We start from the raw sequence: 26,564 nt of genomic DNA on the forward strand, positions 1-26,564 counted from the left end.
CGCAACTCACGGATCACGCGGTTATCACTGGACGAACAACGGGAATGCCATCGTCGTTGAGCACCCGGGCACGAAACCCATAGGCGCGCTCCAACACGTCCGGGGTGAGGACCTCCGAGGGCGCCCCTTCGGCGTGCACGCCACCCTCGTGTAACAGCACCAGGCGGTCACAGTAACAGGCAGCCAGGTTCAGGTCGTGGAGGGCCACGATTGCCATCTTGGGCCCGCCGTCAACGGCTCTGCGCACTAGGCGCAACACCTCAATCTGATTGTGCAGATCCAGTGCGGAGGTGGGTTCGTCGAGCAGCAAGATCTGGGGATCGCGAACCATCATCTGCGCCAATGCCACCAATTGCCGCTGACCGCCGGACAGTTGGGAAATGAACCGGTGGGCGATGTGCGCGATGCCGACGCGCTCCAAGATAGTGGCAGCACGCTCCACCGTCGTCTTGCTCCTGCTGCGGGCTGAGGTTAAGACCGACTCAAGGACGGTCAGGGATGCGGTGGCAAGTACGTCCTGGGGAAGGTAGCCCACGACGTTTCGCAGTTGAGATTCGTTGATATGGCCACCGTCATCACTGATGATCACCTCCCCCGAGGTGGGAGTCTTCAGCCCGGCGATGGTCTTGATGAGCGTTGACTTTCCCGCTCCGTTGGGCCCGAGCAGCCCAGTGACTGTCCCCCGTTCCAGCGGGCCGAGGCTCACCCCATCGAGCACGTGATGCCGGCCATAGGACAAACGCAGGTTAGCTAAGCGGACGTTCACGATGCCCTCCCGAAGACACGATGCCGGGTGAGGATAAGGGACACGAACACTGGCACACCCACCAGCGCGGTAATGATCCCAATAGGTATCGCCACCCCAGGGATGATGGTGATCGATAGGGCATGGGCGGTGGCCAGCAGGAAGGCTCCAGTAGCCGCAGAAGCAGGGGCGAAGAATCGCTGTTCCTCACCGACCAGGATGCGGGCGACATGGGGACCGACCAGACCAATGAATCCGATGACCCCGGCAAAGGCGACGGTCACCGCTGCCAGTAGTGACGCCAGAATGAGAATCTGCAACCGGAGCCGGGGTACGTTCACCCCCATGGCGGCGGCACGCTCATCGCCGAGTCTCAGCGCGGTCAGCTGCCCGGAGTGTTTCATCGTGATGGGAATGGCGATAGCCAGGACGGCCGCGATGATGGCATTCGAGGTCCACGTGGCCCGCTGCAGGGAGCCCATCGTCCAGAAGACGATCTGTTGGAGAGCCTCCGGGGTGGCTCGGTATTGCAAGAGGGCCAGGAGCGCATGGAATCCAAAGACCAGGGCAATACCGAGCAGGATCATGGACTCCCGGCCATCTTCACGACGGCGCGAGACACCAGCAACGATAGCGACCGCAATAAGGGATGCCACCGCTGCGCAGACCGCCACGTTGAATTGTGCGTTGGGAATGATCGTCCACCCCAAGACGATAGAGGCGGCCGCCCCAAAAGCCGCCGCTGCAGAGATCCCCAATGTGAAGGGCTCCGCCAGCGGATTGTCCAGGATCGTCTGCATGTGAGCACCTGCAAGCGAGAGGCACACCCCGATGAGTACCGCCATTACCGAGGACGGAATACGTAATTGCCACAACACCATCCGGGTCTGAGCATCCACCGTAGCGGGATTGATCAGTGCCCTCATCAGCTGGGGAAGAGTGATATCCACGGGACCAACCACGATGGTGATGAGGAAGGCAGCCACCGCAATGATCGACAGCAGGACAATCGCCCAGCATTTCCAACGGGCACGCCGGTAATATTCCCTCACCACGGCCACCATTCCGGCAGCAGGATCCTCCCGAACGAGGGAAACGTCAGTGTCACTCACGCCGGATTCACTTCTTCAGCGTCACGAAGAACACGCCGCGGTAGCCAAAAGGCAAATAGTCATCATGGAATTTAGCGAAATCCTTCGTTGGGTCGACACCCTTGAATTGCTTCGGATGCTGCCAAGCCGCGAACTGCTCAAGTGCGAAAACATTAAAGGGAGAGTCGTAGAATTGATGATAGACGGCGTGCATCTTTCCATCCTTTGGGGCCTTGAGCAAGGAAAATCCCGGGGTCTTGAGCAGGCCAGCCAAGGTCTTCTGGGCAACGTCATCGGTGGCGTTATAGCCAAGTTCGACATGGGGAACAGACTCTGACTTCTTCGGATCCTTAGCCCACGAGCCACCGGTGGCAATGATGTGATCGGGCTGAGTTGCCACGACCTTCTCGGGGGTGACATCACCCGCGGGTGTCCGGAGGAGATCCGCCCCAAGGTTGTGCCCCCCGGCGGCAGTAACGACATCCCCTAGATTGAGATTCGCATAGGTGGAGCAACAGTCCTTAAGCCCCGCAGCACGCCACAGGAAGGTGCGAGGTTTGTCACCCTCCCGGGAGATTCTTCGCGACACGTCATCGACCTTCGCTTGATAGAACTTATTGAACTCGCTGGCCCGGGCAACAGCCTTTCCGCCAAAGATTTGACCGAGCGTCGACATTGATTTCGTAGTGTTTTCTAGCGGCTTCCTCCGGAAATCGATGAAAACGTACGGGAGCTTGGCCTGATCCATTTTCTGAAGGAATCCTGCCTTCTCGGCAGGCTCCTTCTGATCTAGCGTCATAACCACCGCATCAGGCTTAAACGACAGCATATTCTCCACGGTGACGTCACCCTTAGCGACGCTGCCAATCGTCGGAAGTGTGCTCACCCGTGGACGAGCCTGTTGTAGTGCGGACTCGAAGCTAGGGGCCGCTTGGTGGAGGTCTGCACCGATAGCTACCACATTCTTGGCCGGATCCTGCTTGTTAAGAATGCTAGTCGCCATCAGCGCACGCCCCTCAGCCAAAAGAACGCGTTGCGGCTGGGCGTCGAAGGAGACCGTGCGCCCTGCGACGTCGGTGACCTTCAGGGCTGGAGCATGGCCACCTGACTCTTTCTCCTGGACGCCACCAGCGCAGGCGCCAAGGCCTAGCGCAAGGGCGACTGTGGCTACGGTGCCGAGAGTTCTTGTGACATTCATGGTAGTGGCGGGCCTTCCTGTAGGGCGCACAGCGACGATACAAAGTGGACATAAGGTTAGCTTTACCTAAATCTCAGCGCAAGCATGACGCCGGAAGCCCCCGGCACCCTCCGGCATCAGGAGGTCTACACGGAGTACGACCATCCAATCGGTCGACCATCGTAGTAGGGCAGACAGCCGTGGAACTGCGGGACATCGGGATCAAAAACCAGCGGCAGAAAGTAGCGGTCCCCCTCCCACATCGGTAACTCGTCGAGCGAGTCGACGCGCTCCCAGGTCAGTGGCCCTTCCTCGTTAGCGTCAGGGATGGTATCGCCGATGGGATGCCAGGAGTCGACGAGGAAGATAAACCCAAAATGATCCTCCCCACGACGACCGAATCCAGGCCATGAGACGGTGCCACGCAGCCTCATGGCATCGACCTCGATACTGGCCTCTTCGCGCAGCTCGCGCTTCATACCGGCGACGACGTCCTCCCCCGGCTCAACTTTGCCTCCCAGCCCGTTGTACTTGCCGAGCTGCTCATCGCCAGGACGTGCAATGCGATGCACCATGAGGACGCGCTCGGCATCGGGGTGCATGACGAAACCAAGGGTGGTGAGGATTGGGGTCATCATGAGGACATCCTCTCAGGACGACGGAGACGAGTGGCAAGAGACGGGCAGCCTCGACGAGTCACGACAGCTTATCTGGGACCCTTGGCGCTTGATGTCTACATGGCTGCGCGTCCTTGTACCGGTCCAGCAATTCGTGGGCCACGCGTTATCCTGATGCTGCGCGTCTGACTGCCGGACGATGGCGGGATAATCTACTGATGGGTCCTGAATCCTACCCCCTCCGCTCCCGGACTCTGTGCTCGATACGAGGTCACGGCCGAGCTGGCCTTGCGTAACCCGCTAGGTGTAGATGCCATGTTCCATCTCCCCTGACGTCTCCCGAACACCCGCGGCACTAGCAGCCCGAAGGTGCTCAGTGTTCAGCGATCCCTATGCGGATAGAGGGTTGACGAGCGCTACGTATATGCGCATAGTTATGTACATGCCTAGTAGAAACGTGTACGTCGCGGAAGACGACGTGAACCTGTTCACCAAAGCCAGTGAGATCGCTGGCGGTCTGTCTGCGGCCGTCGCGGAGGCGCTCCGCGACTACGTGAAGAAGCATCAGCGAGCGAATGAGGGCTACGAGGAAATCGAGCTCGCGCTGCGCACTGACGAGGTCGACCACAGGGTCACCTTCATGGGACGGCGTCTGGTTCGCGTCAGGCAACCAGTCCCAGAAGGAACCCGCATCGACACCGTCTATCAGACGGCCAAGAACCAGCTGGCTGTCGCCACCAAGATCCAAAGGAAGCTACCCAACTGGTCCGCAGGCCAGGAGAACATCTGGTCACACCCCGAAACCTGGGACCGCGACTTCTGGACCACTGGAGACAAGACGCTGGTCGTATGCCCCGATACCGAACACCTGCGTCAGACACACGCTGTTTTGGCTGAACGCGTCGAATCAGCCCTCTCCATCCCCCCTCTAGAAGTTTTGGATATCTGAGATGCGTTCGCCAATCGCAAACCGTACATCCTCGGTGCCAGCACTCTCTATTGCGCAGCTCACGAAGAAGTACGTCGTTCATGGCAGGTATGAAATCCCGGCACTATGCGGGTTTCCCTAGATCTCTACCCCGGTGAAATGATAGGGCTTTTCGGACCCAATGGGGCTGGGAAGACTACTCTCGTCAGAATCGTTGCCGGTCTTCTCTCCGCTGACTCCGGTGACGTGGCGTGGGGATCATCTGAGGGGCATTCCTGCTTGGGTTATGTGTCCCAGAAGGGTGGGCTCCAATACGGCCTCACATGCCGGGAAGAGATGACCTTCCACGCCCAATGTTTCGGGCAGTCGGCCCGGCAAGCACGCGCGAGCGTCGACGCCGTTGCAGCGATGCTGAACTGCGGCTATCTCATGGACTGGAATGTTGGCCGACTATCCGGTGGCCAGAAGAGGGTCGTCGAGGTTGGTCTTGCACCGGTGGGGCATCCATCTGTGGTCTTACTCGACGAACTGACCCTGGGCCTCAATCCTGCGACCCGACTGTCTCTGTGGCAGACGGTTCAGGCCGCTCGACACGAGACACGCGCCGCTTTCCTAATCACGACCCACTACATCGACGAGGTGGCCGACCATCTATCCAATGTCAGTGTGTTGAACCACGGCTCGATAGTCGCCAGCGGTTCCCCCACAGCAATTCGCGAGCAATACGCGTTGGGAGAGGTGGTCGTCACCGTTGGGGGAAGCATTACCGAGCGCACCGTCAACCTATTAACCGACTCTTTCCCTGACACAACGCAAGACGACGATCGGATCCGCATCCGGTCAAAGCACCCCAACCGCGACGCGGCTGTGGTCAGTAGCATCCTTGCAACCAACGCCATCGAGATGACTTCAATCGCCACCCGTGATGCGTCCCTTGAAGAGGCGTTCTTGGCGATCACGACAACCCCCGGGAAGGAGCAGCTTTCATGAAAGCCTGTTTTCACGCTACCTGACGTTGACGCTGAGGGCGCGAGGTGACTTCACCTTGACCTTCGCGCAGCCTCTCGTCTATCTCGCCCTCTTCGGTCCACCGGTGATGGGGTGGCGTTAGGCCTGCGATGGGGCTGTGAGGACCGGTCCTGCATGGTAATGCTCGGCCCACCCTGCAACCTCAGCGATAGGCACGCCACCGTCGGCGACAAGCTCGGCAACGATCAAGCGATGCCTCGGGATCAGTACTGCGTTAGCGTGAGACATCAGAGGGCCTTCCTGGTTGAACGGGTTCTGTCGCAAGTCCCACCCAACCAGTAAGGCCCTCCCCTACCCACACGCTCGAATCGCAATCCTTCAACCAACCTGTACGGTCAGTACACCTGATATCGGTGCGGTTTCTGTCACGCGAGCGGGACGAGACGCCGCCGGTCATGGTGGCTGCCCATAGGTGTTTCGCGGATCGCTCCGATGGAGTTGCCGGTGAATCGGCTCCAGCCACCGATCTCGACCGCCAGAGCGAACCCGGTCAACGTGGAGATCCCGCGCAAGCAGCCCGGCCGGTGAACGGTGCCGGTCCAGGGACTGTCGGCATCCATGGCCGCGATCGTGACAACGGAGTCGTAGCCCTCGTCGAACGTGGCTTGGACCAGTGGCAAGCCGAAGCGCTGCCGTCGCACCCAGGCATCGTGGGCACCGGCCCAAGCCTGCCCGTCCGAGTAGACAATCTCATGCCTCAACAACCAATTCGACAGGCGGTGACGAGCCGGCATCAGGTCACTGCAGCAGTTCCTCGCAGGCCCTCACCAGGTCACGGGCGGCTTAAGTGAGCTCATCAGGGACCGTCACTGTAGATGACCGCAGCCGGGCCCGGCAGGGTCGTGATCCACGCCGTCACTTCAGTCAGGTCGGAGCAACGTCTAGCTCTGAAGATTTCTCCGGTCTGGACATCCATCGCATGCGCCACCACGCTGCGGGCGGGCAGATCCATGTCGGCAGGGAACTCAGATCATGTCCCACTCAGGCAACACAATGGGCTCCTGGTCGCAGGCTTTGGCAATGTCATCGGACACCCGGGAACGGGGCACGATGACCTCGTAGACGTATTCATCGAACCACGAGTCGTTCATCGTGAAGAATCCCTTGCGGCCCACCTCGTCACCCCAGGAGTTCTCAACCCTCCAGCGCACCGGGACATCGTCAACCAGATCAACCCCGACGAAGGTCATGGCGTGAGTGCCACCGGATTCACGCAACCGCAACCTTTCAGCCTTCGACATGTCCATGTCGATGCCGTAGAGGGCCTCGTAGTCATGCAGCTTCGCATCCCAGATGCCCAGGTCTTTGTCGAATTGCTTCTTGACATCGCAGGAGAACCACACCGGCTCACCGTCAGCAATTGACTCGACAATGGTCTTCTTAAGGAGATCAAGGCCCACCGACAGATGCCAATATGGGGTGCCACCCTCCATGTACGGGGTGTGCTCGTGGACGTAGGTGCGGCCCACCGGGTGTTCTTCGCGCGGGTCATGGGCGAGGGCCACCCACGGGTCGAAGGCTTGTGGCACGATCTCATGGGCATACTTCAGCGGGGTGTAGGTGCCCTTGCGGTGGAAGTTCTTATCCTTGTCGCGGTACTGCCACATGAAGCTGGTAGGCGGAGTCCCCAGGTGGATCGCCAAAATCCGCCACACCGCGTTCAGGGCCTCGTTGCGCACTGCCTCCATGTGGGCCGACCCTTCAGCCGGGTCAGAGTTCGTGGCCGCCTCCCGAATGCGCCCGATAGCCCGACGCAGTACCGTCGCAAGTGCCTGATTCATCTGAGCAGTATTTCCTGCAGACTCTGTGTCAGGCATCGCCCGTGACGGCACCAACCCATATTTCGCGACGATGTCAGTGAACTGGAACCACCAGCCGCCGTCCTCACTCGGGTAGTCCATGATGGAGCGCACCTCCTCCTCGCTGGCATCACGGGAGGCAGTAGCGGTAGCACGCGACAGGGTGTGGTTGGCCTTTTCGAGCTTGTCGAAAAACGCGATGTAATTCTGCGAAAACTGGAAGTCATCAACTTTAAGCTCATCAATGACTTTGGCGCGCAGCACATTAAGTCCAGCGAATTCCCAGCACCGTCCGGAATGCTTCTGGTCGGTTACCTTCCAGGAATCGAGCCGCTGAGAGGTCGTCTCGTCAACACTATTGACGAGGGTGCGGTCCAGACTGACAGTATCAGCACCGGTACCTGTCACAGCATTCTGCACCAGCCGTCCAACGGCGTCATTGGTGAAGGACTCCGCGCGAAGCGTACTAAAACTGGCGTCAAGAACGAAGGGTTCACTCATTCCTCATCCGCTCCTATCTCTCAATAATGTCTCACAGAATGGCACAGTAGAGCACTGTTACGAGCGACGTTAGGGCCAACAGCTTAAGGCCACATATTCGCATCTTCGACGATCCCTACCACCCCGAAATTCAGACAAGCACCGTCTCGATGGGCAATCCTGAATCAGCCGAAATGTCCAAGGCCGACGCCGGCAGCCCCGCTTTGACAACCTGCACACCTAAGGCCGCGATCATGGCCCCATTGTCGGTGCATAGCCCCGGACGCGGGCGTCGCAACTCCACCCCTGCAGCCTCCATCCGCTCAGCGAGCAAAGCGCGCAGTCGCGAGTTCGCCGCGACTCCCCCGCCGATGAGGAAGTGCTCGAGGCCATACTCCTGGCACATGTCGACGGCTTTCGCAGTGAGAACGTCGGCAACAGCCTCCTGAAAACTGGCAGCAACGTCGGCGATGCGGAAGTCGACTCCGTCACGCTGCTGGGTCTCCACCCACCGACTCACCGCCGTCTTGAGGCCGGAGAAGGAGTAGTCGAAGCGATGTTTAACCATGTCGTGGCGAGCCGTCAGTCCGCGTGGGAAACGAATCGCTGTCGGGTCCCCCTCGGCGGCAGCCTTATCAATGACCGGCCCACCCGGGTACGGCAGGCCAAGCACGCGGGCCACTTTGTCGTAGGCCTCACCAGCAGCGTCATCGATCGTCGAGCCGACCTCAATAATGTCTGTGGCGATGTCGTTTACCCGCAGCAAGCTGGTATGGCCGCCTGAGACGAGCAAAGCGCCGCATGGCATCGGCAGCTCACCGTGCTCAAGCAGGTCGACGGCGACATGTCCAGCCAGATGGTTGACGCCGTACAGAGGCTTGTTGAGCCAGCTTGCTAAAGCTTTGGCCGCCGACAGGCCGACGACGAGTGCCCCAGCCAGGCCTGGCCCAGCCGTCACGGCAACGCCATCGAGATCGGATAGATCCACCCCCGCAGTCGCGGTAGCTTTTTCCAGGACGGGGACGATGGCCTCCAGATGAGCGCGCGAGGCGACCTCGGGGACGACCCCGCCGAATCGCACGTGCTGTTCCATCGACGAGGCGACCTCGTTGGCGAGCAAGTCATTGCCCCGGACGATGCCAACTCCGGTCTCGTCGCACGATGACTCGATGCCCAGGATGAGCGGTTCACACATGGTTCTCCTCGGGTGGGGTTGTGGTCTCGGTGTGGGACAAGTCGACGGACATGACGAGGGCGTCGATCCCGCCGCCGTAGTAGTTGTGACGCTGCGAAATCGTCTCGAAGCCGAAGCGTCGGTAGAGAGAGATGGCCGGATAATTATCGCGGCGGACCTCAAGCATCATGGCGCGGCATCCCCGGCAAACCGCCCAGTCCAGGCCACCGGAGAGCAGCGCGACAGCCAAGCCCCGCCCACGCGCCGCTGGAGTAACCATGATCCGGTCGAGATCGGCGACGTCGAAACCGTGGAAGGTCGCGGCGGCAGCAACCTCGTCGTCCCCAGCAACCAAGGTGAGGCGGTGGTCGGCGGCAGCGATCTCCTCGGCCCAGGAGGCACGCGACCATGGTGGGTCAAAGCTCGCTTGCTCAACGGCCATGACGGCGTCGAGGTCGGCCACGCTGGCACGCCTAATCATCACCTGAGACCGGGCAAGGTGAGGCGGGTCGGGGTCAAGGTGGCCTTGCGAGTCGTCGGAACGGTGGCGTCGGGGTCACGCAAGTACAGCGGCTCCAGCCCGACATCGGTCATGGTCTGCCACGATGCCGCAAGTACCCCGGCGTCTAGCTGCTCCGGCGATCCCGGGGTCGGCGTCAGGCCGCGGACGAGGCATCCCGGACCACCGATGGGCAGATCCTTCGGCACGTCCTCAGGGCGAGTGACATTGGGGCCGTCAAGACGATTCGCTGAAGCGTCGTAGCGAGCCCAATACAGCTCATGGCGACGAGCGTCAGTACATACCACGAACTCCCCATCGACCCCAGCCCATTGCCGGGCCAGGATGTCGAGGGAACATACCGGGTGCGGGGTAAGACCGGCCAGGTGTGCCAGTACCCTTCCGGTCGCCACGCCAACGCGCAGGCCCGTGTAGGGGCCCGGGCCGACCCCGATCGCCACCTCACCAATATCGGTCAGGGCAATCCCGGCCTCCTCGCAGCCACGCTGGATGAGGGGCATGAGCTGCTCGGCATGGGCGCGCGGGTCGTCGTAGTGCAGGCTGACGAGCACCTCGGATCCGCGCGCCAAACCGACGCTGACGGCCGTCGAAGTGTCGATTCCCAGAACAATGGCGTTCATCAGTTGTTGTCTCCGGTCTGGTCGCAAGAAATGGTGTCGAGGGGATCAGACAGCGGCGACAGATCGACGCCTTGCCAGCGCGGCCCGAAGCCCTCCAAATAAACCACCCGAGTCTCGTCGGCGGGGTCCTCGCTGCGACGGATGTCAATGTCGAGGTGGGAACCACCGAGGCCCTCAGCGATGCCGGCTCCCCACTCAATGAGGGTGACCGCCTGGTCCATAGTCTCGTCGAGGTCCAGGTCGATGAGCTCGGCGGCCGAGCCGAGACGGTAGGCGTCGACGTGGACGAGCCCCGGCCGTCCTTCGGCACCGGCGTGGCGCCGAGCCAAGACGAAGGTCGGGGAGATAACCGGCCCCTCAACGCCGAGCCCCACCCCAATCCCCTGGGCCAAAGTGGTCTTGCCAGCGCCGAGATCCCCGCAGGCCAGCACAACGTCACCGGCTTGCAGCTCCCTGGCTAGGGCGGCTCCAAAAGTGTGCATGGCATCGGAGGTGGGGATGACGACTCGGGTGGGCAGTACGCGGACCCAATCGCCGTCACGGTGGTAGGCCGGGCCGGGACAAGTCGTCAAACAGGAGACGACGAGGGTGCGTGCCTCCAGCTCCGTGGCGATCTGTTCACACCCACCGATGAGGGCTGTCACGACGTCGACATCGCCAGGAGCAGCCAAGGCCAGGTCGGCAACCTCGGCGTGACCACCGCCATCAACGAGGTGGGCGAGGCCGGCGATCCGCGAGCCGTGACGCGCGACAATTCCAATGCCCTGGGTCAGCCAAGTTGAGACAGTCGTTACTTCCAGATCAAGGGCACGCGCGAGGTCCGAAGCGTCCTGCGAAACTGCGACGGCGAGTTCTGGAGCCGACTCTTGCGAGCTGATCTGTTCTTCCACAAAAGACCAGGATAGTCGCCGAACCTCCCGTTGGCCTCGTCGTCGCGAGTCCTCTGGCAGGAGCACAGGTGATCGCTTCAAGTCTTCTGCCTGGGCGGCCCTGTGGTGTAGCGTCCACGACCATGTCGCCAGCGATGCCACGCTGGCCAGCAAGACTGTAGGAAGGTGACGATATGGCGTCGACGCCGCAACGGAGATGGGCATGGTTGCTGGTCCTCATCGTCGCATCGTTGGTGATCGTCGGGGTGTACCGCAAAGCTGTTCCACAAGAAGGGTCGACAGCCTATGGCCAGGCCGCAGCGGCTCTCAGCGACCTCCCCGTGAAGGGACGTGCGCCGATGACCGGCTATTCGCGGGACCAATTCGGCCCGGCGTGGAGCGACAACTCCGACTCAGCCCTGACTCGTCCCTGGGGCCATAACGGTTGCGGCACCCGCGACGACGCTTTGGCCCGCGACCTCGTCGGAGCCAAGCTAAAGTCCGGCAGCCGGTGCCGAGTCGTCTCCGGCGAATTACACGACCCTTACACGGGACGGAAAATCGCATGGAGACGCGGTCGCGAAACTTCGGCTGTCGTGCAGATCGACCACGTCGTCGCGCTCGGAAACGCCTGGGTCACAGGTGCTCAGCAACTACCCATGGACCGGCGTCAGGCGCTAGCAAACGACCCCCTCAATCTGCTAGCCGTCGAAGGACGGGCCAACCAGAACAAGGGGGCCGGGGATGCGGTGACATGGCTGCCGCCAAACAAGTCATACCGCTGTGACTACGTATCTCGCCAGATCGCTGTCAAGCGAAAGTACCATCTCTGAGTCACTTCGGCGGAGCGCAACGCGATGATTCGGGTGCTCTCGACTTGCCCAAATCATGCGTTGCCTGGCCGGTGACTCAATTACTCACCAAGTGTCGTTTCCGGAGCGACCGTATTTAGCCTCAATGTCGCGGCGCTCGCGACCACGGAAATTGCGTCCGCGGGAATCATGCCCACGATCACGGTGATCACGAGAATCGTGACTGCGGGGACGACCCCCGTCAAATCCACGCCCACCGCGGTTGTACCCGCCCTTGCCGCGACGTGGCTTCCCGTCACGGGCCTTCTTGCCACGCTGCTGCTTGGGAGCGACGAGAGCCTCATAATCCTTCTCGTCAATGGGGGCGCCCAAGGCCGGGCTGCATCCAGCCACCTCAGCGACGTGGTCGTCACCGAGCATCACCTGGGCCTCTACCGGCTTCACCCCGGCTTGACGGTACAAACGAGCCATAGTGCGACGCTGATGCGGCAAAACAAGAGAGACGACCGCCCCGTCATGCCCGGCACGCGCAGTACGACCGGACCGGTGCAGGTAATCCTTGGAGTTCATCGGCGGATCGACTTGCAACACCAGAGTGACGTCATCGACGTCAATCCCGCGGGCCGCGACGTCAGTAGCAACCAGGACCGGAAGCGAACCTTCCTTAAACGACCCCAACACGCGGGCGCGGGCGCCCTGGGTTAAGCCGCCGTGCAGAGCGCCAGCCATGACACCAGCCTCACGCATCTGCTCGGCCATTCGGGAGGCACCGCGCTGGGTTCGGGCGAAGACGATGGTGTGACCGCTACGGTTAGCGATCTCACACATCAGTCCTACCTTCTCGTGAGGCTTGATCTGGAAAGCGTGATGAGTCATCGTCGAGACCGATCCCGTATCGGAATCGACCTCGTGGGTAACCGGCTCGTGCATATAGCGTTTGACGAGCTTGTTGACAGCACCGTCGAGGGTGGCAGAGAACAGTAAGCGCTGCCCGTCTGCGGGAACAGCATCGAGGATCGCGCCAACGGCCTCCATAAATCCAAGCTCAGCCATATGGTCGGCTTCGTCGAGGACAGTCACGACGGTACCGGAAAGGTCGGCGTCACCGGTCTCCAACAGGTCAACCAGACGTCCTGGGGTGGCGACGACAAGGTCGACCCCCTTCTTGAAAGCCTTGGTCTGCGGGCCATAGCTCATACCACCCGCGATAAGGATGGTCGATAGTCCCATTGAGGAGGCCAGCGGGGATAGCACGTCAGCAATCTGCATAGCCAGCTCGCGAGTGGGAGAAAGGATGAGGGCTCGAGGCCGCTTATCCTCACGCGGGGTGGCAGACAAACGCGACAGCAGCGGGACACCGAAGGCCAACGTCTTACCCGAACCCGTCGAGGCCCGGCCCAGCACGTCACGCCCAGCGATGGCATCAGGAATAGCGGCGATCTGGATGCGGAACGGATCGGTAATGCCAGTCTTAGCCAAAGCGGCGACGATTTCGTCGGGCACACCAAGAGCCGAGAAACCGCCCTCGTGGTCGATACCGGTAACGTCGAGATCGGTTAGCTCAGTGGCCTTCCAATCCATATTGTCGGCGTCGTCGTGGCCCTCGTGGGAGAAATCGTTGCCACGATGATCCGAACGGTCTGACCATCGGCCATCCCGGCGATCGTCGCGCCAGTTGTTACGGCTTTCGCGCCGATCCTGGGAATCCCGGCGATCGAAGCCATGGCCGCCGCCACGCCTATCCCAGTGGTGGTCACGGTCGCGGCGCTGTCCACGACGGTCCTCGCGATCCCACGAGGATCCGGGACGGTCATCGCGCTTCCAGTCACGGTTGCCGTAATTTCCCGGTCGTCGCGACTTATGAGGGCGGAACTCGCCGTCATCGGACCACCGGCGGTCATCGTGACGTCCGTCGCGCCGATCCCAGTCACGTCGACGATCCGAGTCGCGGCGGTCGTAACGACGGTCATTGCGGCGATCAGACCATTCATTATGGTCGCGTCGATCTGGGGAGAAACGACGATCCTTACCACCGCCAACAGCATCGGGACGCGCGTCTTCACGAGGGGTCCACGCCTCGAAGTTGCGACCTTGGGAATCCGTGCGCTCGGTACGGACCCCTCCCCTGGTGCGTGGCTTGTGTCCGCGAGCGGCTCGCTCAGCTGCGGTCCAACGGCGCTTCGGGGTGCCGTCAGCCTTAAAGGACTTGGAATTGCGTTTTTTGTTGCTCAATGGGGTCTTCCCTCATGATCAGCGGACTCCTCGGCCAGGGGCGACCTACACCACCGCGCGCAAAAAGGCGCAGTGTCACTGCACGGGGTCGCGGAATCTAACCGCAGCACGTCGGACCCAAAGCGGGTCTCGGTGATGGAATCCTGGATGGCTGTCTGTCTCGATGGCTGGGCGAATAGCTGCTGTGCAGGTGAATGCAGTGAAACCGGAGCCGGTGACCCCGCCATGCCCTGAGGGCACATCGAGCAACTGAAACGCATCATAGGCTCGAACGAATCGAGCCGTTGCCAACGCGGGTACTCTACGCCAACCAGGCGACATTGGCGAAATCGACCACATTCCCGAAGGAACGAGCTAGTCGCTGATAGTCGTGTTCCACGAGTAGGGACGGTGGATGGCGGCCCCAATAACCGAACCGACCATGACCGATCCTGCAAGCGCAGCCAGAACCCACCATCCGCCGTGGACCAAGTCCATGGTGCCGGGCATGATTCGGCTCGTAGCCAGCAGGGCGAGCAGCGACCCCACAATGCCAGCGACCACCGCGACGACACACGTCATGGCGACCTCGAAGAAGATCACACTGTCGACCCAGCGCGGTGTTAGTCCGAGGCGTCGCAGGTACGCAGTGAGTCGCCTCTGAGCCAAGCGCTCGTCTCGGGCCAGGGAACCAATCATGATGATCGTGATAATGGTGAACAGCCCGGTAGCCACGAGGGTCGCCGTGGGCAGGGGAACCTTGGGTGCGATTCGTGGAGCCATGACATAAGAGGGGTCGATGCGGTGTGTCGTGGCCCAGTGGTAGGCGATGTCCTCCTGGTTTGGGCTCAGACCGACATATAGGAACCCTTTACTCACCGACGAGCCACTTGGCTTAGCTGGTGAGGCATCCCCATGCCCGATGACCTTAATCTGCCCAAGCCAGCCAAGATCTCGCGGCACGGTGATATCGGTGTTGGGAGCTTGCTCATCGGTGGTGACCCGCAGGCTTCCGGCCGCTTGCAACTGACGACGCTGACCATCAGTCAGGGGGAAAATACTGGCGACGTCGTCGACGTCATGAAAGGCCCACCACGCCACAGAATTGCCAGTGCGGTCGTTGCTGGAACCATATGCCATCGGCACCTTGCGGGCACCATGCAAGTCATCGTCGAACTGTGTGACGAGGTTGCCAGGCAGACGGGGGGAGAACCCCGGCTCTGTCAGGAAGTAGGCCATACCGTGCGGGATACCTGTGGAACTGGTGGCGTTCATCTGTGCGAACAGTGAGGCAACAATAAGCAGACCTGTAGCAGTAGCAGCAATGAGACCTGCTGTAAGTCCAGCGAACAGTCCGTGCCATGACCCCCGGCGGCGAAGGGCACGAGACGCGGCCAGCCTACGGCCGGGTGGGACTTCGCGTCCTGAGACCAAGGTCAGTAACCACGGTGCCACCAGTCCTGCCGCCAACGACGAGGCCACGGAAACAATGGCCACCGAAATCAGCGAGGCTTTCGCTGCCGCTGAAGCCCATACCAAGAGGGCGCAGGCAACGATGGCGCCGCCCCAAGCCAACAGACGGGCCATTTTCACATTGATGCGTGTGCCATGAACCTTGCGTTCCCGCTGACTGCTCGGGGTCGCCATGACGACGGCGGTCAAGACGGCGGCAACCAGGCAGGTGAGGGCGCTAATAGTAGGCAATGAGATAGGCGAGAGTGGGTTATCGGAGAAACGGGCCAGCAGTGGCCGAATAGCTATGACAAGCAGCTCGCCGGCGACGAGGCTTGCTGCCGCAGTGGCGACGCTCATGAACAAGGTGATGACTCGCAGCGACAGAGCCAGTTTGCGGCGCGGCACACCCATAGCAGTAAGGGGCGCGATGATTCGGCGTGCCGACGTCGTAGCGGCCGCAGCAGCCAAACCAGCTCCCAAACCGGCGACGAGGAACCACGCCAGATACTGCTCGACGATCTTCTTCCCAGATAGCGGTGCAGATTCTTTGGAGAGGAGCTGATTCCTGGTCGTACATGCATCAGAATCGACAGGATCAGAGCCCAAATCGTCATTAATCTTACTGCACGTGGCAGCTGGATCAGACGAGGTGAAGAAAACAAGAAGGTTTCCACTCACCCCGGATATTTTGGCCTGTTTCTGAGTCAGGGGCCACGCCTGCCATGTTCCAGGATGAGCCAGGATCTCGCGAGATGATTTATCAAACGTTGCTCCAACCGTCCCAACGATAGAAAGACGATAGTCCCCGGGTTCCAGGATAAGATTTTTTCTGCCACTAATCTCTTGCCTCAAGGATGAGTTAATAACCACTTCAGAGGACTTCGTAGGCCATCTTCCCGAGATTAGATTATATTTTCCCTCAGTATGTGCGCCCGGCACGCTAGATTCCTGATAGTGCACCTCCTCAGGAAAACCCTTCACGGAAACTTGAGTTTCAAGATATGGCGTGGCTTGGCGGACATTCCACCGATGAATGGGCAGGGTAGGAGATGATGATCCAGCAAATATCGAAAACCCCGGACTTACCAAGCCATCGGCTGCCCCGAGCGTCGATTTCACCGATTGTTCCGAACTCAGGCTGATGGAACGATTTACTCCAAGGCTAACGGTCATGATGAGTAAAGCAGTAGCCAACGGAATCATGCGCAACCAGCTTTTCCGAGAGCGCAACACCAAAGCAGCTAGATTCCACATCCACATCAGTGGACGCCCTCCAGGTGGCCGTCAACCAATTCGCAGGATCGGTGCGCATACTCCTTGGCAGTAGGGTCATGAGAAGAGAGCACGACGGTGCGACCCTCGCCATCCTCAGCAAGTTCGCGCAGCAGCTCGAAGACCAGCTGGGAATTGCGCCGATCGAGCTGACCGGTTGGCTCGTCGGCCAACAGAATCGCGCGATCTCCAGCGATGGCGCGGGCTATCCCGACCCGTTGGGCCTCACCCCCGGATAGTTGTCGAGGATAGCGACCCTGGAGGTGGGCGATCCCAACCCGTTCGAGAGCCTCGGTCGCCATAGTGCGGGAACGAGAGCCGAATCCACGCACCCGAAGGATGAGTTCAACATTCTCCCGCGCCGTGAAATCGGCGATGAGGGAGTGCTCTTGGAAGATCATTCCGATTCGATTAAGGCGCATATCGTCACGCTCGGGCGTCGACAGGGAATAAATGTCGCTCCCTTCAACGAACACCGTGCCCGACGTCGGCCTCAATAGCCCCGACACGATGTTGAGCAATGTCGTCTTCCCTGATCCGCTCACGCCATGTAGCAGGGTCATTACCCCCGGCGGCATGGAGACGGTAACATCGTCCAGGGCGAGATTGCGATTGTGCGCGGTCGAGAAATTATGGGACACCCCAGATATCCTGATGACCTCACCGCCAGCAGCTACCATCTTTCCATTGACCTTACTGTTGACGGCGATGTGACTCGGGGAGAAAGCCGACTCAACACCCGCGCCCCAAGGCAAAGGATGATGCTTGATTGTCGTCATACCACCAGAAATAGGGGTCATTCGTATGAGGAGCATAATCCCAGCAATGACCTCGCTGATTTGCATCATACCAAAATGCAGCCGACCAGTTCGTCTGGTTCTTAACCGAACTTAGGGCATCATTGTTGCCTCGACTTATATTCCAACTTCCAGTCGTTGTTCGATATCCGATACGCGCCTTGTAATGCGGATCAGCGAACAATTCAAGAGAACCGGAATGAGCCGCAGGGGCCGCAACGGCAAAGCTTCCCCCTAACATGGCAGCGAGAACTCCTGCACTCACTAATTTGGACAATCGAATCATAACGACTCCTCGTTGAGTAAGTTTTTGAGCCATCCGCAATCTGTCGACCACTTGGCGTCAGCATATCCTACATATATCTGGCGGGGCGGGGACAACAAGGCTCGCACACAGCCCCCGCAAGTGGTGGGGTGGCGCACCTCGGACATCTTTGCCCACCAACCGCAGGTGATCTCGTTGCTCCACGTTCACCACTACGACACCGCAACCCCACCAAGGCGTCGTATGTCCCGGCTACCATGAAATTGTGCGTGTTGCGATCATCACTGAGTCATTCCTCCCCCTGGTCAATGGAGTGACGAACTCGGTGCTGCGGATTCTGGAGCACCTACGGCGTCACGGCCATGAGGCCCTCGTGCTCGCCCCCGGTGATGCCCAGACGCCGCGCGAGTACGCCGGATTCCCCGTCATTCCACTAGCCTCCCTGCACTGGCCGGGCTACCAAGACGTACGTGTCTCCACCAGCCCGCAGTGGACGATGGAGCGTTACCTGTCAGAGTTCGAGCCTGACGTCGTGCATCTGGCTGGGCCATTCATGATTGGGTACAAGGGCGCCATGGCGGCAGCCTCCCTCGGTATACCCATAGTGGCGATTTATCAGACCGACATCCCGTCCTACGCAGGCCGCTATGGACTCGGCAAGCTCGAGTTCTACGGCTGGTACCGCGTGCGTCAAATCCACTCCCTCGCTGTGGCGACCTACGCACCCTCCACCTTCTCTCGTGACCAACTCGTCAGCCATGGCGTACCTCGGGTGGGCATCTGGGGACGCGGCGTTGACAAAGTGCGATTCCACCCGTCGAAGCGCTCTCAGCAGCTGCACGACGAATGGGCTCCCAACGGCGAGGTGGTCGTCGGGTATATGGGGCGTCTAGCTGCCGAGAAACGGGTCGCCGATATGGCCAACCTCGCCGACATCCCTCACACCCGGCTCGTCATCGTCGGAAATGGTCCAGCTCGCGCCGAGGTGGAAAAGCAGCTTCCTCATGCCATTTTCACCGGCGGTCTCGGCGGGGAGGATCTTCCCCGCGCCGTCGCCAGCATGGACGTATTCTGCGCGACAGGCGAGCTGGAAACCTTCTGCCAGGCCGTTCAAGAAGCTAAGGCTTGTGGCGTCCCGGTCATTAGTCCACGCAAGGGCGGTCCCATCGACCTCATTGACCCGTCTCGCACTGGATGGCTTTATGAGGCCGGGGACATGACAGACTTCCGCTCACGCGTCGTCGATCTCGTCGGTGACGACTACAAGCGGCGCGCCATGGGTGTGGCGGCACGAGCCTCGATCGAGAATCGCACCTGGGAGAACCTGTGCAGCGAACTCGTCGAACATTATGAAGAAGCAATCCGGCTAGCCGGGCGCTCAACGAGGATTCGTGCCACCCTCTGACATTCCTTTCGAACGCCTACCCGAATCTTTCTGATCAGTCCTGATCAGTCCTTGGAGCAAGGGCTGATCAGCGTGACAGAACCGTTGTGATCGTTCCGGGCAGCAATTCGGCAATTTGGTCCGGAGCGTACGGCCCAGGCATCGAAATGGCCGTGGCGGCCTGCATCCCGGCAGCGCACAGAGCCGCTCTGTCAGCAGGTAGTCCGGCAGCCATGAGAGTGCCGCACATCCCAGCCAAAACGTCACCAGACCCAGCTTGAGCGGTCCATGCGGGCCCAGGAAGAGCGGCACGAACCACCCCATCAGGTCGGGCAACCCATTGGATAGACCCTTTGAGTAGGACGGTCGCGCCGAACCTCCGGGCCGCACGGACCGCAGACCCACGCGGGTCCTCTTCGACCTGACTACGCTCTACCCACAGCATTCGAGCCAACTCCCCGGCATGGGGCGTGAGCAGACATCCCTCCGGCAACTGGGCTGGGAGAAAGTCCAGGGCATCAGCGTCGATCACCATAGGAACGCCTTCAGCCACCCGTTGAGAGAATCGGTTGGCGTTGTCATCGTGAGCGTCCCAACCAGATCCAACAACCCAGGATTGGACGCGTCCCTCACCAATAACAACGGACGGAGCCCGGCTCAGCAAGAAGGCCATGATGGCGCCGGGTCCGGAAAATCGCACCATTCCTGGCCCGGTGCGCAGCGCTCCAAGAACGCCAAGCACAGCCGCCCCCGGAAACCTCTCGGATCCGGTATCGATGCCGACGACCCCGCGGGAGTATTTGTCGTCGCGCGCGCCGGGGACCGGCCACAGCGATGCCATCTCAGTGAGGTCGCAGTACTCGTCGACACCATCGAGAGGCCTGTCATCATCGTCGACAAGGTCAAGGCCGATGTCATGAACCTCCAACTCGCCGCAATAGCGGGCGGCCGGGTGAGCAATATGACACCACTTGAGGCTGGAAAAAGTAATGGTGTGAGCGGCATGAACACAGGACTCCACCTCACCAGAATCCGCATCCAGACCCGATGGCACATCGATTGCGAGCAGCGGGATCCCGCGAGTACGCAACCAGGTGTCGATTCGCTCTAGGGACTGCGGAATACCTGGCCGGCCCCCAATCCCTAGGACAGCGTCAATCGCGAGATCGTATGAGTGGCTGGTGACCTCTCCGAGCGAGACACGGATGCAACCAGCGTCAAGCGCAGCAGCCATGCCAGCCTTGTGCGGCTGACCCATCACCTGGGCCAGTTCGACCCGCCACCCACGCTGCGCCAAAGCCGCGGCCGCGAACAGTCCATCACCGCCGTTATTCCCGCTACCAACCAGGACGAGAACGCACTGGGACGCTGCCCAATCAGGCATAAGGTCATCAACGACGCCGCCGAGCAGAAGCTCTTGAGCTTTTCGCGCGACAGCATGAGCGGCAATGTCCATGAGGTCTTGTCCCGGGTGGGTATCGAACCACCTCTGCTCGGCTGCCCGAGTGGCCTCGGCGGTGCAGACAATTGCCATGACGATTCCCTTCAGCCCCATCCGAGGCCCTCGCTGCAGATCGGTACTCATTCAACCACGGCAGAAGGGCCGGGTTGGACACGTGCGACTCAACCCTCGCAGACCACCATCGCCACCGCGGCACCGGCGTCGTGGGCCAACGAGAGATGGACCCTACGCACGCCGAGCTCCTCGGCGCGTCGAGCCAGCGACCCACGAAGCTCGAACCTTACCGCACCACCGTCAGCGACCACCTCGCAGTCCTGCCAAGAAAGCCCCTCTCCCCCGCTCAACGCCTTGTACAGGGCCTCCTTGGCCGCAAATCGGGCTGCCTGAGAGTGCGCCGGCAGCGCAGCCTCAGCACGCGTGAGCACCTTGCGGGCCACCCCAGGGTGGCGTCGTACCGCAGCCTGCCACCTAGCGATGTCGCAGACGTCCACCCCGATTCCGATGACCATGAGGACAAGATTAGGGGGCCGTCAGCCCCGAGCGCCTACTCACTCCACCGTGACGGACTTGGCCAGATTCCGTGGCTGATCGACGTCGTGGCCCTTGGCGGTGGCCAGTTCACAGGCGAAAGCCTGCAGCGGCACTGCCGCTACCAGCGGCTGGAGCAAGGTCGAGCAGGCCGGCAGCCCGACGAAGGTGTCAGCATACGGTTTGACGTCATCGTCGCCTCGCTCGGCAAGCACGATCGTCCTCGCACCACGGGCACGGATTTCCTGGATGTTGGAGACCACCTTGTCGTGAAGTTGATCTCGCCCCTGCGGTGGCACAACAACAAAGACCGGGGTGCCCTCCTCGATGACAGCGATGGGGCCGTGCTTGAGCTCGCCAGCAGCAAAGCCCTCGGCATGCATATAGGCGATCTCCTTGAGCTTGAGAGCACCCTCGAGTGCCACCGGGTAACCGACGTGGCGGCCGAGGAAGAAGACCGCTTCCTCTTCTTTCGCCATCACACGAGCCAACTCGTAAACCGGTTCGATCTCGTCGAGAACCTCCTGAATCTTGCCAGGCATCTGGTCGAGCTCGGACATCACGCCGCGGATTTCGTCTCCGTACTTCATGCCACGCACCTGGGCCAGGTAGAGGCCCAGCAGGTAGCAGGCGACCACCTGGGTGAGGAACCCCTTGGTTGAAGCCACGCCAATCTCGGGGCCAGCGTGGGTGTAGATGACAGCGTCGGACTCGCGGGGAATCGTCGCGCCGTTGGTGTTGCAGATCGCAATGACCTTGGCATGTTGCTCGCGAGCGTGCCGGATGGCCATGAGGGTATCGGCCGTCTCACCAGACTGGGAAATTGTCACAACGAGCGTCGTGGGGTCGATGATCGGGTCGCGGTAGCGGAACTCGCTGGCCAGATCAACCTCGCAGGCGACCCTCGTCCAGTGCTCGATGGCGTACTTGGCAACCATGCCGGCGTAGTACGCCGACCCACATGCGACGACCACGATCTTGGTGATACGGCGCAACTCTTCCGGCGAGATGCGCACCTCGTCAAGGACTAACTCGCCACGGTCAGACCAACGGCCCAACAGAGTGTCAGCCACGGCGCGCGGCTGCTCGAAGATCTCCTTGCGCATGAACCAGTCGTGACCCTGCTTCTCGGCCGCTGACAGGTCCCAGTCGACGTGGTACGGGTGGGCTTGGCCCGGATTGCCCTCGAAGTCGGTGACGGTGACGTCGTCGGGAGTGAGCACAACGACCTGATCCTGACCGAGTTCGAGGGCCTTGCGGGTGTGTTCGATGAACGCCGCTACGTCAGAGGCGAGGAAGTTCTCCCCCTGCCCCAGCCCGACGACGAGCGGAGAGTTGCGACGAGCGGCCACCACCGTGTCGGGGGCGTCTGGGCTGACAGCCACCAGTGTGAAGGCTCCTTCGAGCCGTGACGCTACTGCCCCCATGGCCTCTACCAGCGAGGAACCCTGCTGCATCTCCAAGGCAAGCATATGAGCGGCAGTCTCAGTGTCAGTCTCCGACGAAAAGGTGATGCCCTGATCCTCAAGCTCTGCGCGCAGTGCGGCGAAGTTCTCGATAATGCCGTTGTGAACGACGGCGACGCGCCCGTCGAAGGAAAGGTGAGGGTGGGCGTTCTCATCGGTCGGGGCACCGTGGGTGGCCCACCGGGTGTGACCGATACCCTGGTTGGACTCCGGGAGCGGATGAGCGGCCAGTTCCTCCTCGAGGTGAGCCAGCTTGCCTGACTTCTTGGCTCGGCACAGGCTCCCGTCCGCCACGACCGCCAAACCAGCCGAGTCATATCCTCGGTACTCGAGACGTCGGAGTCCGTCGATGATGACACGTTCAGCCTGTCGATGGCCGCAGTAACCAACAATTCCGCACATGGCAAGAAACGTACATGAACCATGAGCGTTTCCGCGAACTGAAACGCCTGAACGTTTGAACATCATCCAACACGCCCGATTGCACATCTGCCCCAATTCGCCGCCTGACGCCTCTCGTGACCCCGTTGATTCATAGCGTCAAACCCGCATCCTGCATCAACGCAAGATATGGAGAAAACATGAACAGATCAAAGAGGATTGCTGCGGCCTTGACCTCGCTGACGACCGTCGTGGCCACCGCCTTCGCGACCTTCTCAGCCACCCCCGCACACGCCGCTGACAGCGACACGTCAGTTCCACCAGAAATCACGATGCCCGGCAGCCCGGATGGCATTCCATCTGCCGGCGACGGCCCGACGAAGCTATTCACCTACCCTGCTTCTGTGTACGCCTTGGTCCACCCTGGCACTAACCCGCAGGGAGCCAACAACTTCAGCTGCAAGCCGAGCGAAGGACACAACCCCGTCGTCCTGCTTCCCGGCACCAACTCCGACGCCTACGCATCGTGGTCGATGTACGCCCCGAAGCTCACCAAACTCGGCTACTGCGTCTTCTCCCCCAACTTCAACGGTCTGAAGATGCTGCCGAACTTCGCCTACACCGGTGACATCCGCGTGTCTGCGAAGGCTGTGTCCGGCTTCGTCGACCGTGTCCTCAAGGCCACCGGATCCAAAAAGGTCGACCTTATCGGATGGTCCCAGGGCGGCGGCCCGTTGCCGAACTACTACATCACCAAGCTCGGCGGAGACAAGAAAGTCGGCAAGCTCATCGCCCTTGCCCCGTCGAACCACGGCGTGGGACCCCGGGCTGTCTCAAAGTTCCTCAACGAGTCTGTCTCCGAGGCACAGCACAAAAAGATCGAGGCCACCTTCGCCAAGGCCAGCATCGCCAGCTATGAGCAGCAACTCGGCTCCTCCAACTTCAACAAGGAGCTCTACGGCAACGGCCCGGTGACCCGCCCCGGCATCAAGTACACGGTCATCGAAGGCCGCTACGACGACATCGTGGTGCCATTCACCAACGCCTTCTTGAACGAGCCGGGTGTCAAGAACATCCTCGTCCAGAACACTTGCAGCGACGATCACGCCAGCCACGTCAACTTCACCTACGACGAGAACGTCTACCAGATGGCCGTCAATGCTCTGGACCCCGATCACGCACAACCAGTGACATGCGTATTCCAGCCGTTCATCGGCTAATCATCTGATACCGCCCCATCCCGACTGTGGGGCCTTCATATCGAGGGCCCCACACTTCGTCGTGAGGCCAGCATCACCCCCCTGCCGGCGCAGTGACCAACAACTGCGGATACATCCTAAGGAGATCCATGAAGAAAAACTGGTTACTCACGACCCTCTTTGCCACGGTGGCGATTGCCATGAGCACAACGACCACCGCCTTCGCCAGTCCACCTGCCGACATCACCCCCGACCATCCAGGCGGGGTTAGCGCACCTCACAGCCCCGACGGAATCCCCTCCAGTATCGAGGGGCCAAGCATGCCCAGTTGGACCTCTGCAATCAGGTTTGCGGAAAAGCACCCCGGTGCCAAGGTTCCGGGCACCAACGACTTCACCTGCAAGCCAAGGAAGGGCACCCACCCTGTCGTGCTCATCCCGGGCACCTCCGAAGACGCCTTCATCACGTGGTCGTACTACGGACCCCGCCTCAAAGCAGCCGGATTCTGCGCCTACACGTTCAACTACAACCCAGAAACACATCCGCTGGTGGAAGCTGCACAGACCAGCGGCAACATCTACTCGACCGCAGCCTTCATGGCCCACTTCGTCGATAAGGTACTCAAGGCGACCGGCGCTCAGAAGGTCGACCTCATCGGCCATTCACAAGGCGGCGGACCCCTGCCGCGCGCGTACATCAAATATTACGGAGGAGCGAAGAAGGTCCATCATCTGGTTGGTTTAGTTCCTTCCAACACAGGAACAAGCCTCCTCGGCCTGGAGAAGCTCGTCAACGATAGTGGAAATCCACTCAGCACTGTCCTCAATGCTGCCGCACAGTTTCGAAACCTGGGATCCCTGCCCCAACAGTTGCGGGGCTCCACATTCCTCAAGGAACTCAACGCGGATGGAATGACCGTCCCCGGTATTAAGTACACCGTCATCGCCACCCGGTACGACAACCGAGTATTTCCGTGGAACAGCACCTTCATCAATGAGCCCGGGGCCAAGAACATTGTCATCCAAGACGTCTGCCCTTTGGACCTCAGCGCCCACACGAATATCCCCTATGACCCGATGACCCTCCAGGTTGTCCTCAACGCCTTGGATCCCGAGCGGGCCACCCCGGTTACCTGCACGTTCCGCCCATTCATGCCCAGGTAGATCGCAAACAAGACACCCGATGGGCACGTTTTTCGCAGGGCTACTCGAAAACGTGCCCATCATGTCTAACCCACGCTCCCAACGTCGCAGCGCAGTGAAGTACAGTCACTACGATCAACCATTCGGAGGCGCCCGATGAACCTGACCCCCACCACCCCCGTCGACGACGACAACACCGAGCCGGGGCCGTTTATCGAACTGTCTCGAGAATCATGGGCTGCGCTTTCGGACTCGACAGAGATCGATGTCGACGAAGCCACCCTGGACCGCATCCGTGGTCTCGGCGATCCCACCAGCCACCGCGACGTTGTCGAGGTGTACCGCCCCCTGACTCAACTCATCCACCTGTACTGCATGCACACTGGCGCCCTGTTCGACGCCTCCAATAACTTTCTACAACTCACCCGCCACGGCATGAAACGCACCCCTTTTGTCATTGGGATCGCCGGGTCTGTGGCAGTTGGCAAGTCAACCGTGGCGCGTCTGCTGCGCGAACTGTTGGGATGTTCCCCGCGCCGGCCCGTCGTGGACCTCGTGACGACCGACGGATTCCTTTACCCCAACCAGGTACTCGAAGAACGCGGACTGCTTTCACGCAAGGGATTCCCCGAATCCTACGACCGCAAAGCCCTGCTGAAATTCGTCGTCGACGTCAAATCCGGGATGCCTGAGGTCACCGCCCCGGTGTACTCTCACGTCACCTACGACATCGTTGCGGGCCAACAGCTCGTCGTCCGCCAGCCCGACATCCTCATCATTGAGGGGCTTAACGTTCTGCAACCGCCCCGACGGCACAGTGACGGGACGATGGGACTGGCTCTGAGCGACTTCTTCGATTTCTCGGTATACGTTGATGCCGAGGAAGCCGACATCATTCGGTGGTACATCAACCGGTTCCTCACCCTGCGGCAAACCGCGTTCACTGATCCTCGCTCTTTCTTTGGCGAGTACGCACGAATGCCCGACGATGAGGCCATCGCCATCGCTAAGGAGATCTGGGACACTATCAACGGCCCAAACCTAGTGCAGAACGTGCTGCCCACCCGCGGTCGGGCTACCGCGATCTTGCATAAGGGCCCCGACCACGAGGTCCGCAATGTGTGGATCAGGAAGGTCTGAG

Annotated in this window: 23 protein-coding genes and 1 pseudogene; 7 read left to right on the plus strand and 17 right to left on the minus strand. The window is 60.7% G+C overall.

Annotated features, from left to right (window positions below):
* Nucleotides 1–13: 13 nt before the first annotated feature.
* The 4 genes from A5483_RS08490 to A5483_RS08505 form a co-directional block, all read right to left on the minus strand.
* Nucleotides 14–766: an ABC transporter ATP-binding protein gene (locus A5483_RS08490; RefSeq protein ID WP_063811562.1), complete on the minus strand. Its 753-nt coding sequence runs from the start codon at nt 764–766 to the stop codon at nt 14–16.
* Complete coding sequence (locus A5483_RS08495; RefSeq protein WP_063811626.1) at nt 763–1,809, minus strand: FecCD family ABC transporter permease; 1,047 nt, start codon at nt 1,807–1,809, stop codon at nt 763–765. Before A5483_RS08495 ends, A5483_RS08490 begins: the two co-directional genes overlap by 4 nt.
* Before the next feature lie 55 nt (nt 1,810–1,864).
* On the minus strand, nt 1,865–3,034 hold the full coding sequence (locus A5483_RS08500; protein WP_063811564.1) for an ABC transporter substrate-binding protein: 1,170 nt from the start codon (nt 3,032–3,034) through the stop codon (nt 1,865–1,867).
* A gap of 125 nt (nt 3,035–3,159) precedes the next feature.
* Nucleotides 3,160–3,651, minus strand: a complete 492-nt coding sequence (locus A5483_RS08505; protein ID WP_063811565.1) for an NUDIX hydrolase — start codon at nt 3,649–3,651, stop codon at nt 3,160–3,162.
* Between the two features lie 403 nt (nt 3,652–4,054).
* On the opposite strand from A5483_RS08505, the gene A5483_RS08510 reads away from it, so the two are divergent.
* Together A5483_RS08510 and A5483_RS08515 are read left to right on the plus strand one after the other, a co-directional pair.
* Nucleotides 4,055–4,579 (plus strand): EXLDI protein, encoded by a 525-nt coding sequence (locus A5483_RS08510; RefSeq protein WP_063811567.1) that lies wholly within the window; start codon nt 4,055–4,057, stop codon nt 4,577–4,579.
* Between the two features lie 138 nt (nt 4,580–4,717).
* Nucleotides 4,718–5,548 carry an ATP-binding cassette domain-containing protein gene (locus tag A5483_RS08515; RefSeq protein ID WP_241497700.1) on the plus strand — a complete coding sequence of 277 codons (831 nt, stop codon included), beginning with the start codon at nt 4,718–4,720 and terminating at the stop codon, nt 5,546–5,548.
* A 404-nt stretch (nt 5,549–5,952) separates the two neighbouring features.
* Here the strand turns inward: A5483_RS08515 and A5483_RS08520 are convergent, their stop codons facing one another.
* From A5483_RS08520 to tsaE, 6 genes are all read right to left on the minus strand, one after another.
* Nucleotides 5,953–6,288, minus strand: coding sequence for a hypothetical protein (locus A5483_RS08520; protein ID WP_141563358.1), 336 nt, complete (start codon nt 6,286–6,288; stop codon nt 5,953–5,955).
* Nucleotides 6,289–6,552: 264 nt separating this feature from the next.
* Entirely contained in the window at nt 6,553–7,887 is a 1,335-nt protein-coding gene (locus tag A5483_RS08525) for a C1 family peptidase (RefSeq protein ID WP_003866457.1), read from the minus strand.
* A gap of 130 nt (nt 7,888–8,017) precedes the next feature.
* The gene (tsaD, locus tag A5483_RS08530; RefSeq protein WP_003866507.1) at nt 8,018–9,061 is read right to left on the minus strand and encodes a tRNA (adenosine(37)-N6)-threonylcarbamoyltransferase complex transferase subunit TsaD; all 1,044 of its coding nucleotides are present in this window, start codon (nt 9,059–9,061) and stop codon (nt 8,018–8,020) included.
* Nucleotides 9,054–9,521 carry a ribosomal protein S18-alanine N-acetyltransferase gene (gene rimI / locus A5483_RS08535; protein WP_063811569.1) on the minus strand — a complete coding sequence of 156 codons (468 nt, stop codon included), beginning with the start codon at nt 9,519–9,521 and terminating at the stop codon, nt 9,054–9,056. The genes tsaD and rimI overlap by 8 nt, the downstream gene beginning before the upstream one ends.
* A complete protein-coding gene (gene tsaB, locus A5483_RS08540) occupies nt 9,521–10,180 on the minus strand; it encodes a tRNA (adenosine(37)-N6)-threonylcarbamoyltransferase complex dimerization subunit type 1 TsaB (RefSeq protein WP_003866493.1) in 660 nt (219 codons plus the stop codon). Before tsaB ends, rimI begins: the two co-directional genes overlap by 1 nt.
* Nucleotides 10,180–11,070, minus strand: coding sequence for a tRNA (adenosine(37)-N6)-threonylcarbamoyltransferase complex ATPase subunit type 1 TsaE (gene tsaE / locus A5483_RS08545; protein WP_002549897.1), 891 nt, complete (start codon nt 11,068–11,070; stop codon nt 10,180–10,182). Before tsaE ends, tsaB begins: the two co-directional genes overlap by 1 nt.
* Before the next feature lie 206 nt (nt 11,071–11,276).
* Here tsaE and A5483_RS08550 point away from each other — a divergent pair.
* Nucleotides 11,277–11,957, plus strand: a pseudogene (locus A5483_RS08550) (HNH endonuclease family protein).
* A gap of 9 nt (nt 11,958–11,966) precedes the next feature.
* Here A5483_RS08550 and A5483_RS08555 read toward each other — a convergent pair.
* From A5483_RS08555 to A5483_RS08565, 4 genes are all read right to left on the minus strand, one after another.
* Nucleotides 11,967–13,442, minus strand: coding sequence for a DEAD/DEAH box helicase (locus A5483_RS08555; RefSeq protein WP_042843109.1), 1,476 nt, complete (start codon nt 13,440–13,442; stop codon nt 11,967–11,969).
* Nucleotides 13,418–13,906: a hypothetical protein gene (locus A5483_RS12630; protein WP_082864038.1), complete on the minus strand. Its 489-nt coding sequence runs from the start codon at nt 13,904–13,906 to the stop codon at nt 13,418–13,420. The genes A5483_RS08555 and A5483_RS12630 overlap by 25 nt, the downstream gene beginning before the upstream one ends.
* Before the next feature lie 541 nt (nt 13,907–14,447).
* Nucleotides 14,448–16,787 carry an FtsX-like permease family protein gene (locus A5483_RS12245; RefSeq protein ID WP_063811571.1) on the minus strand — a complete coding sequence of 780 codons (2,340 nt, stop codon included), beginning with the start codon at nt 16,785–16,787 and terminating at the stop codon, nt 14,448–14,450.
* Nucleotides 16,787–17,479 carry an ABC transporter ATP-binding protein gene (locus A5483_RS08565; protein ID WP_042843107.1) on the minus strand — a complete coding sequence of 231 codons (693 nt, stop codon included), beginning with the start codon at nt 17,477–17,479 and terminating at the stop codon, nt 16,787–16,789. The genes A5483_RS12245 and A5483_RS08565 overlap by 1 nt, the downstream gene beginning before the upstream one ends.
* Nucleotides 17,480–18,126: 647 nt before the next feature.
* On the opposite strand from A5483_RS08565, the gene A5483_RS08570 reads away from it, so the two are divergent.
* The gene (locus A5483_RS08570) at nt 18,127–19,266 is read left to right on the plus strand and encodes a glycosyltransferase family 4 protein (RefSeq protein ID WP_063811573.1); all 1,140 of its coding nucleotides are present in this window, start codon (nt 18,127–18,129) and stop codon (nt 19,264–19,266) included.
* A 67-nt stretch (nt 19,267–19,333) separates the two neighbouring features.
* Here the strand turns inward: A5483_RS08570 and A5483_RS08575 are convergent, their stop codons facing one another.
* From A5483_RS08575 to glmS, 3 genes are all read right to left on the minus strand, one after another.
* A complete protein-coding gene (locus tag A5483_RS08575) occupies nt 19,334–20,779 on the minus strand; it encodes an NAD(P)H-hydrate epimerase (protein WP_042843106.1) in 1,446 nt (481 codons plus the stop codon).
* 89 nt (nt 20,780–20,868) lie between these two features.
* A complete protein-coding gene (locus A5483_RS08580) occupies nt 20,869–21,216 on the minus strand; it encodes a holo-ACP synthase (protein WP_002549860.1) in 348 nt (115 codons plus the stop codon).
* Nucleotides 21,217–21,255: 39 nt separating this feature from the next.
* Nucleotides 21,256–23,103: a glutamine--fructose-6-phosphate transaminase (isomerizing) gene (glmS, locus tag A5483_RS08585; RefSeq protein ID WP_063811575.1), complete on the minus strand. Its 1,848-nt coding sequence runs from the start codon at nt 23,101–23,103 to the stop codon at nt 21,256–21,258.
* A 179-nt stretch (nt 23,104–23,282) separates the two neighbouring features.
* Here glmS and A5483_RS08590 point away from each other — a divergent pair, with 179 nt between their 5' ends.
* From A5483_RS08590 to coaA, 3 genes are all read left to right on the plus strand, one after another.
* Entirely contained in the window at nt 23,283–24,302 is a 1,020-nt protein-coding gene (locus A5483_RS08590; RefSeq protein ID WP_063811577.1) for an esterase/lipase family protein, read from the plus strand.
* Between the two features lie 128 nt (nt 24,303–24,430).
* The gene (locus A5483_RS08595; protein WP_063811579.1) at nt 24,431–25,444 is read left to right on the plus strand and encodes an esterase/lipase family protein; all 1,014 of its coding nucleotides are present in this window, start codon (nt 24,431–24,433) and stop codon (nt 25,442–25,444) included.
* Nucleotides 25,445–25,579: 135 nt separating this feature from the next.
* Nucleotides 25,580–26,563: a type I pantothenate kinase gene (coaA, locus tag A5483_RS08600; RefSeq protein WP_002549930.1), complete on the plus strand. Its 984-nt coding sequence runs from the start codon at nt 25,580–25,582 to the stop codon at nt 26,561–26,563.
* Nucleotide 26,564: the final 1 nt, after the last annotated feature.

Source organism: Cutibacterium namnetense (assembly GCF_001642025.1).
In the GTDB taxonomy this organism is placed as follows: Bacteria; Actinomycetota; Actinomycetes; order Propionibacteriales; family Propionibacteriaceae; genus Cutibacterium; species Cutibacterium namnetense.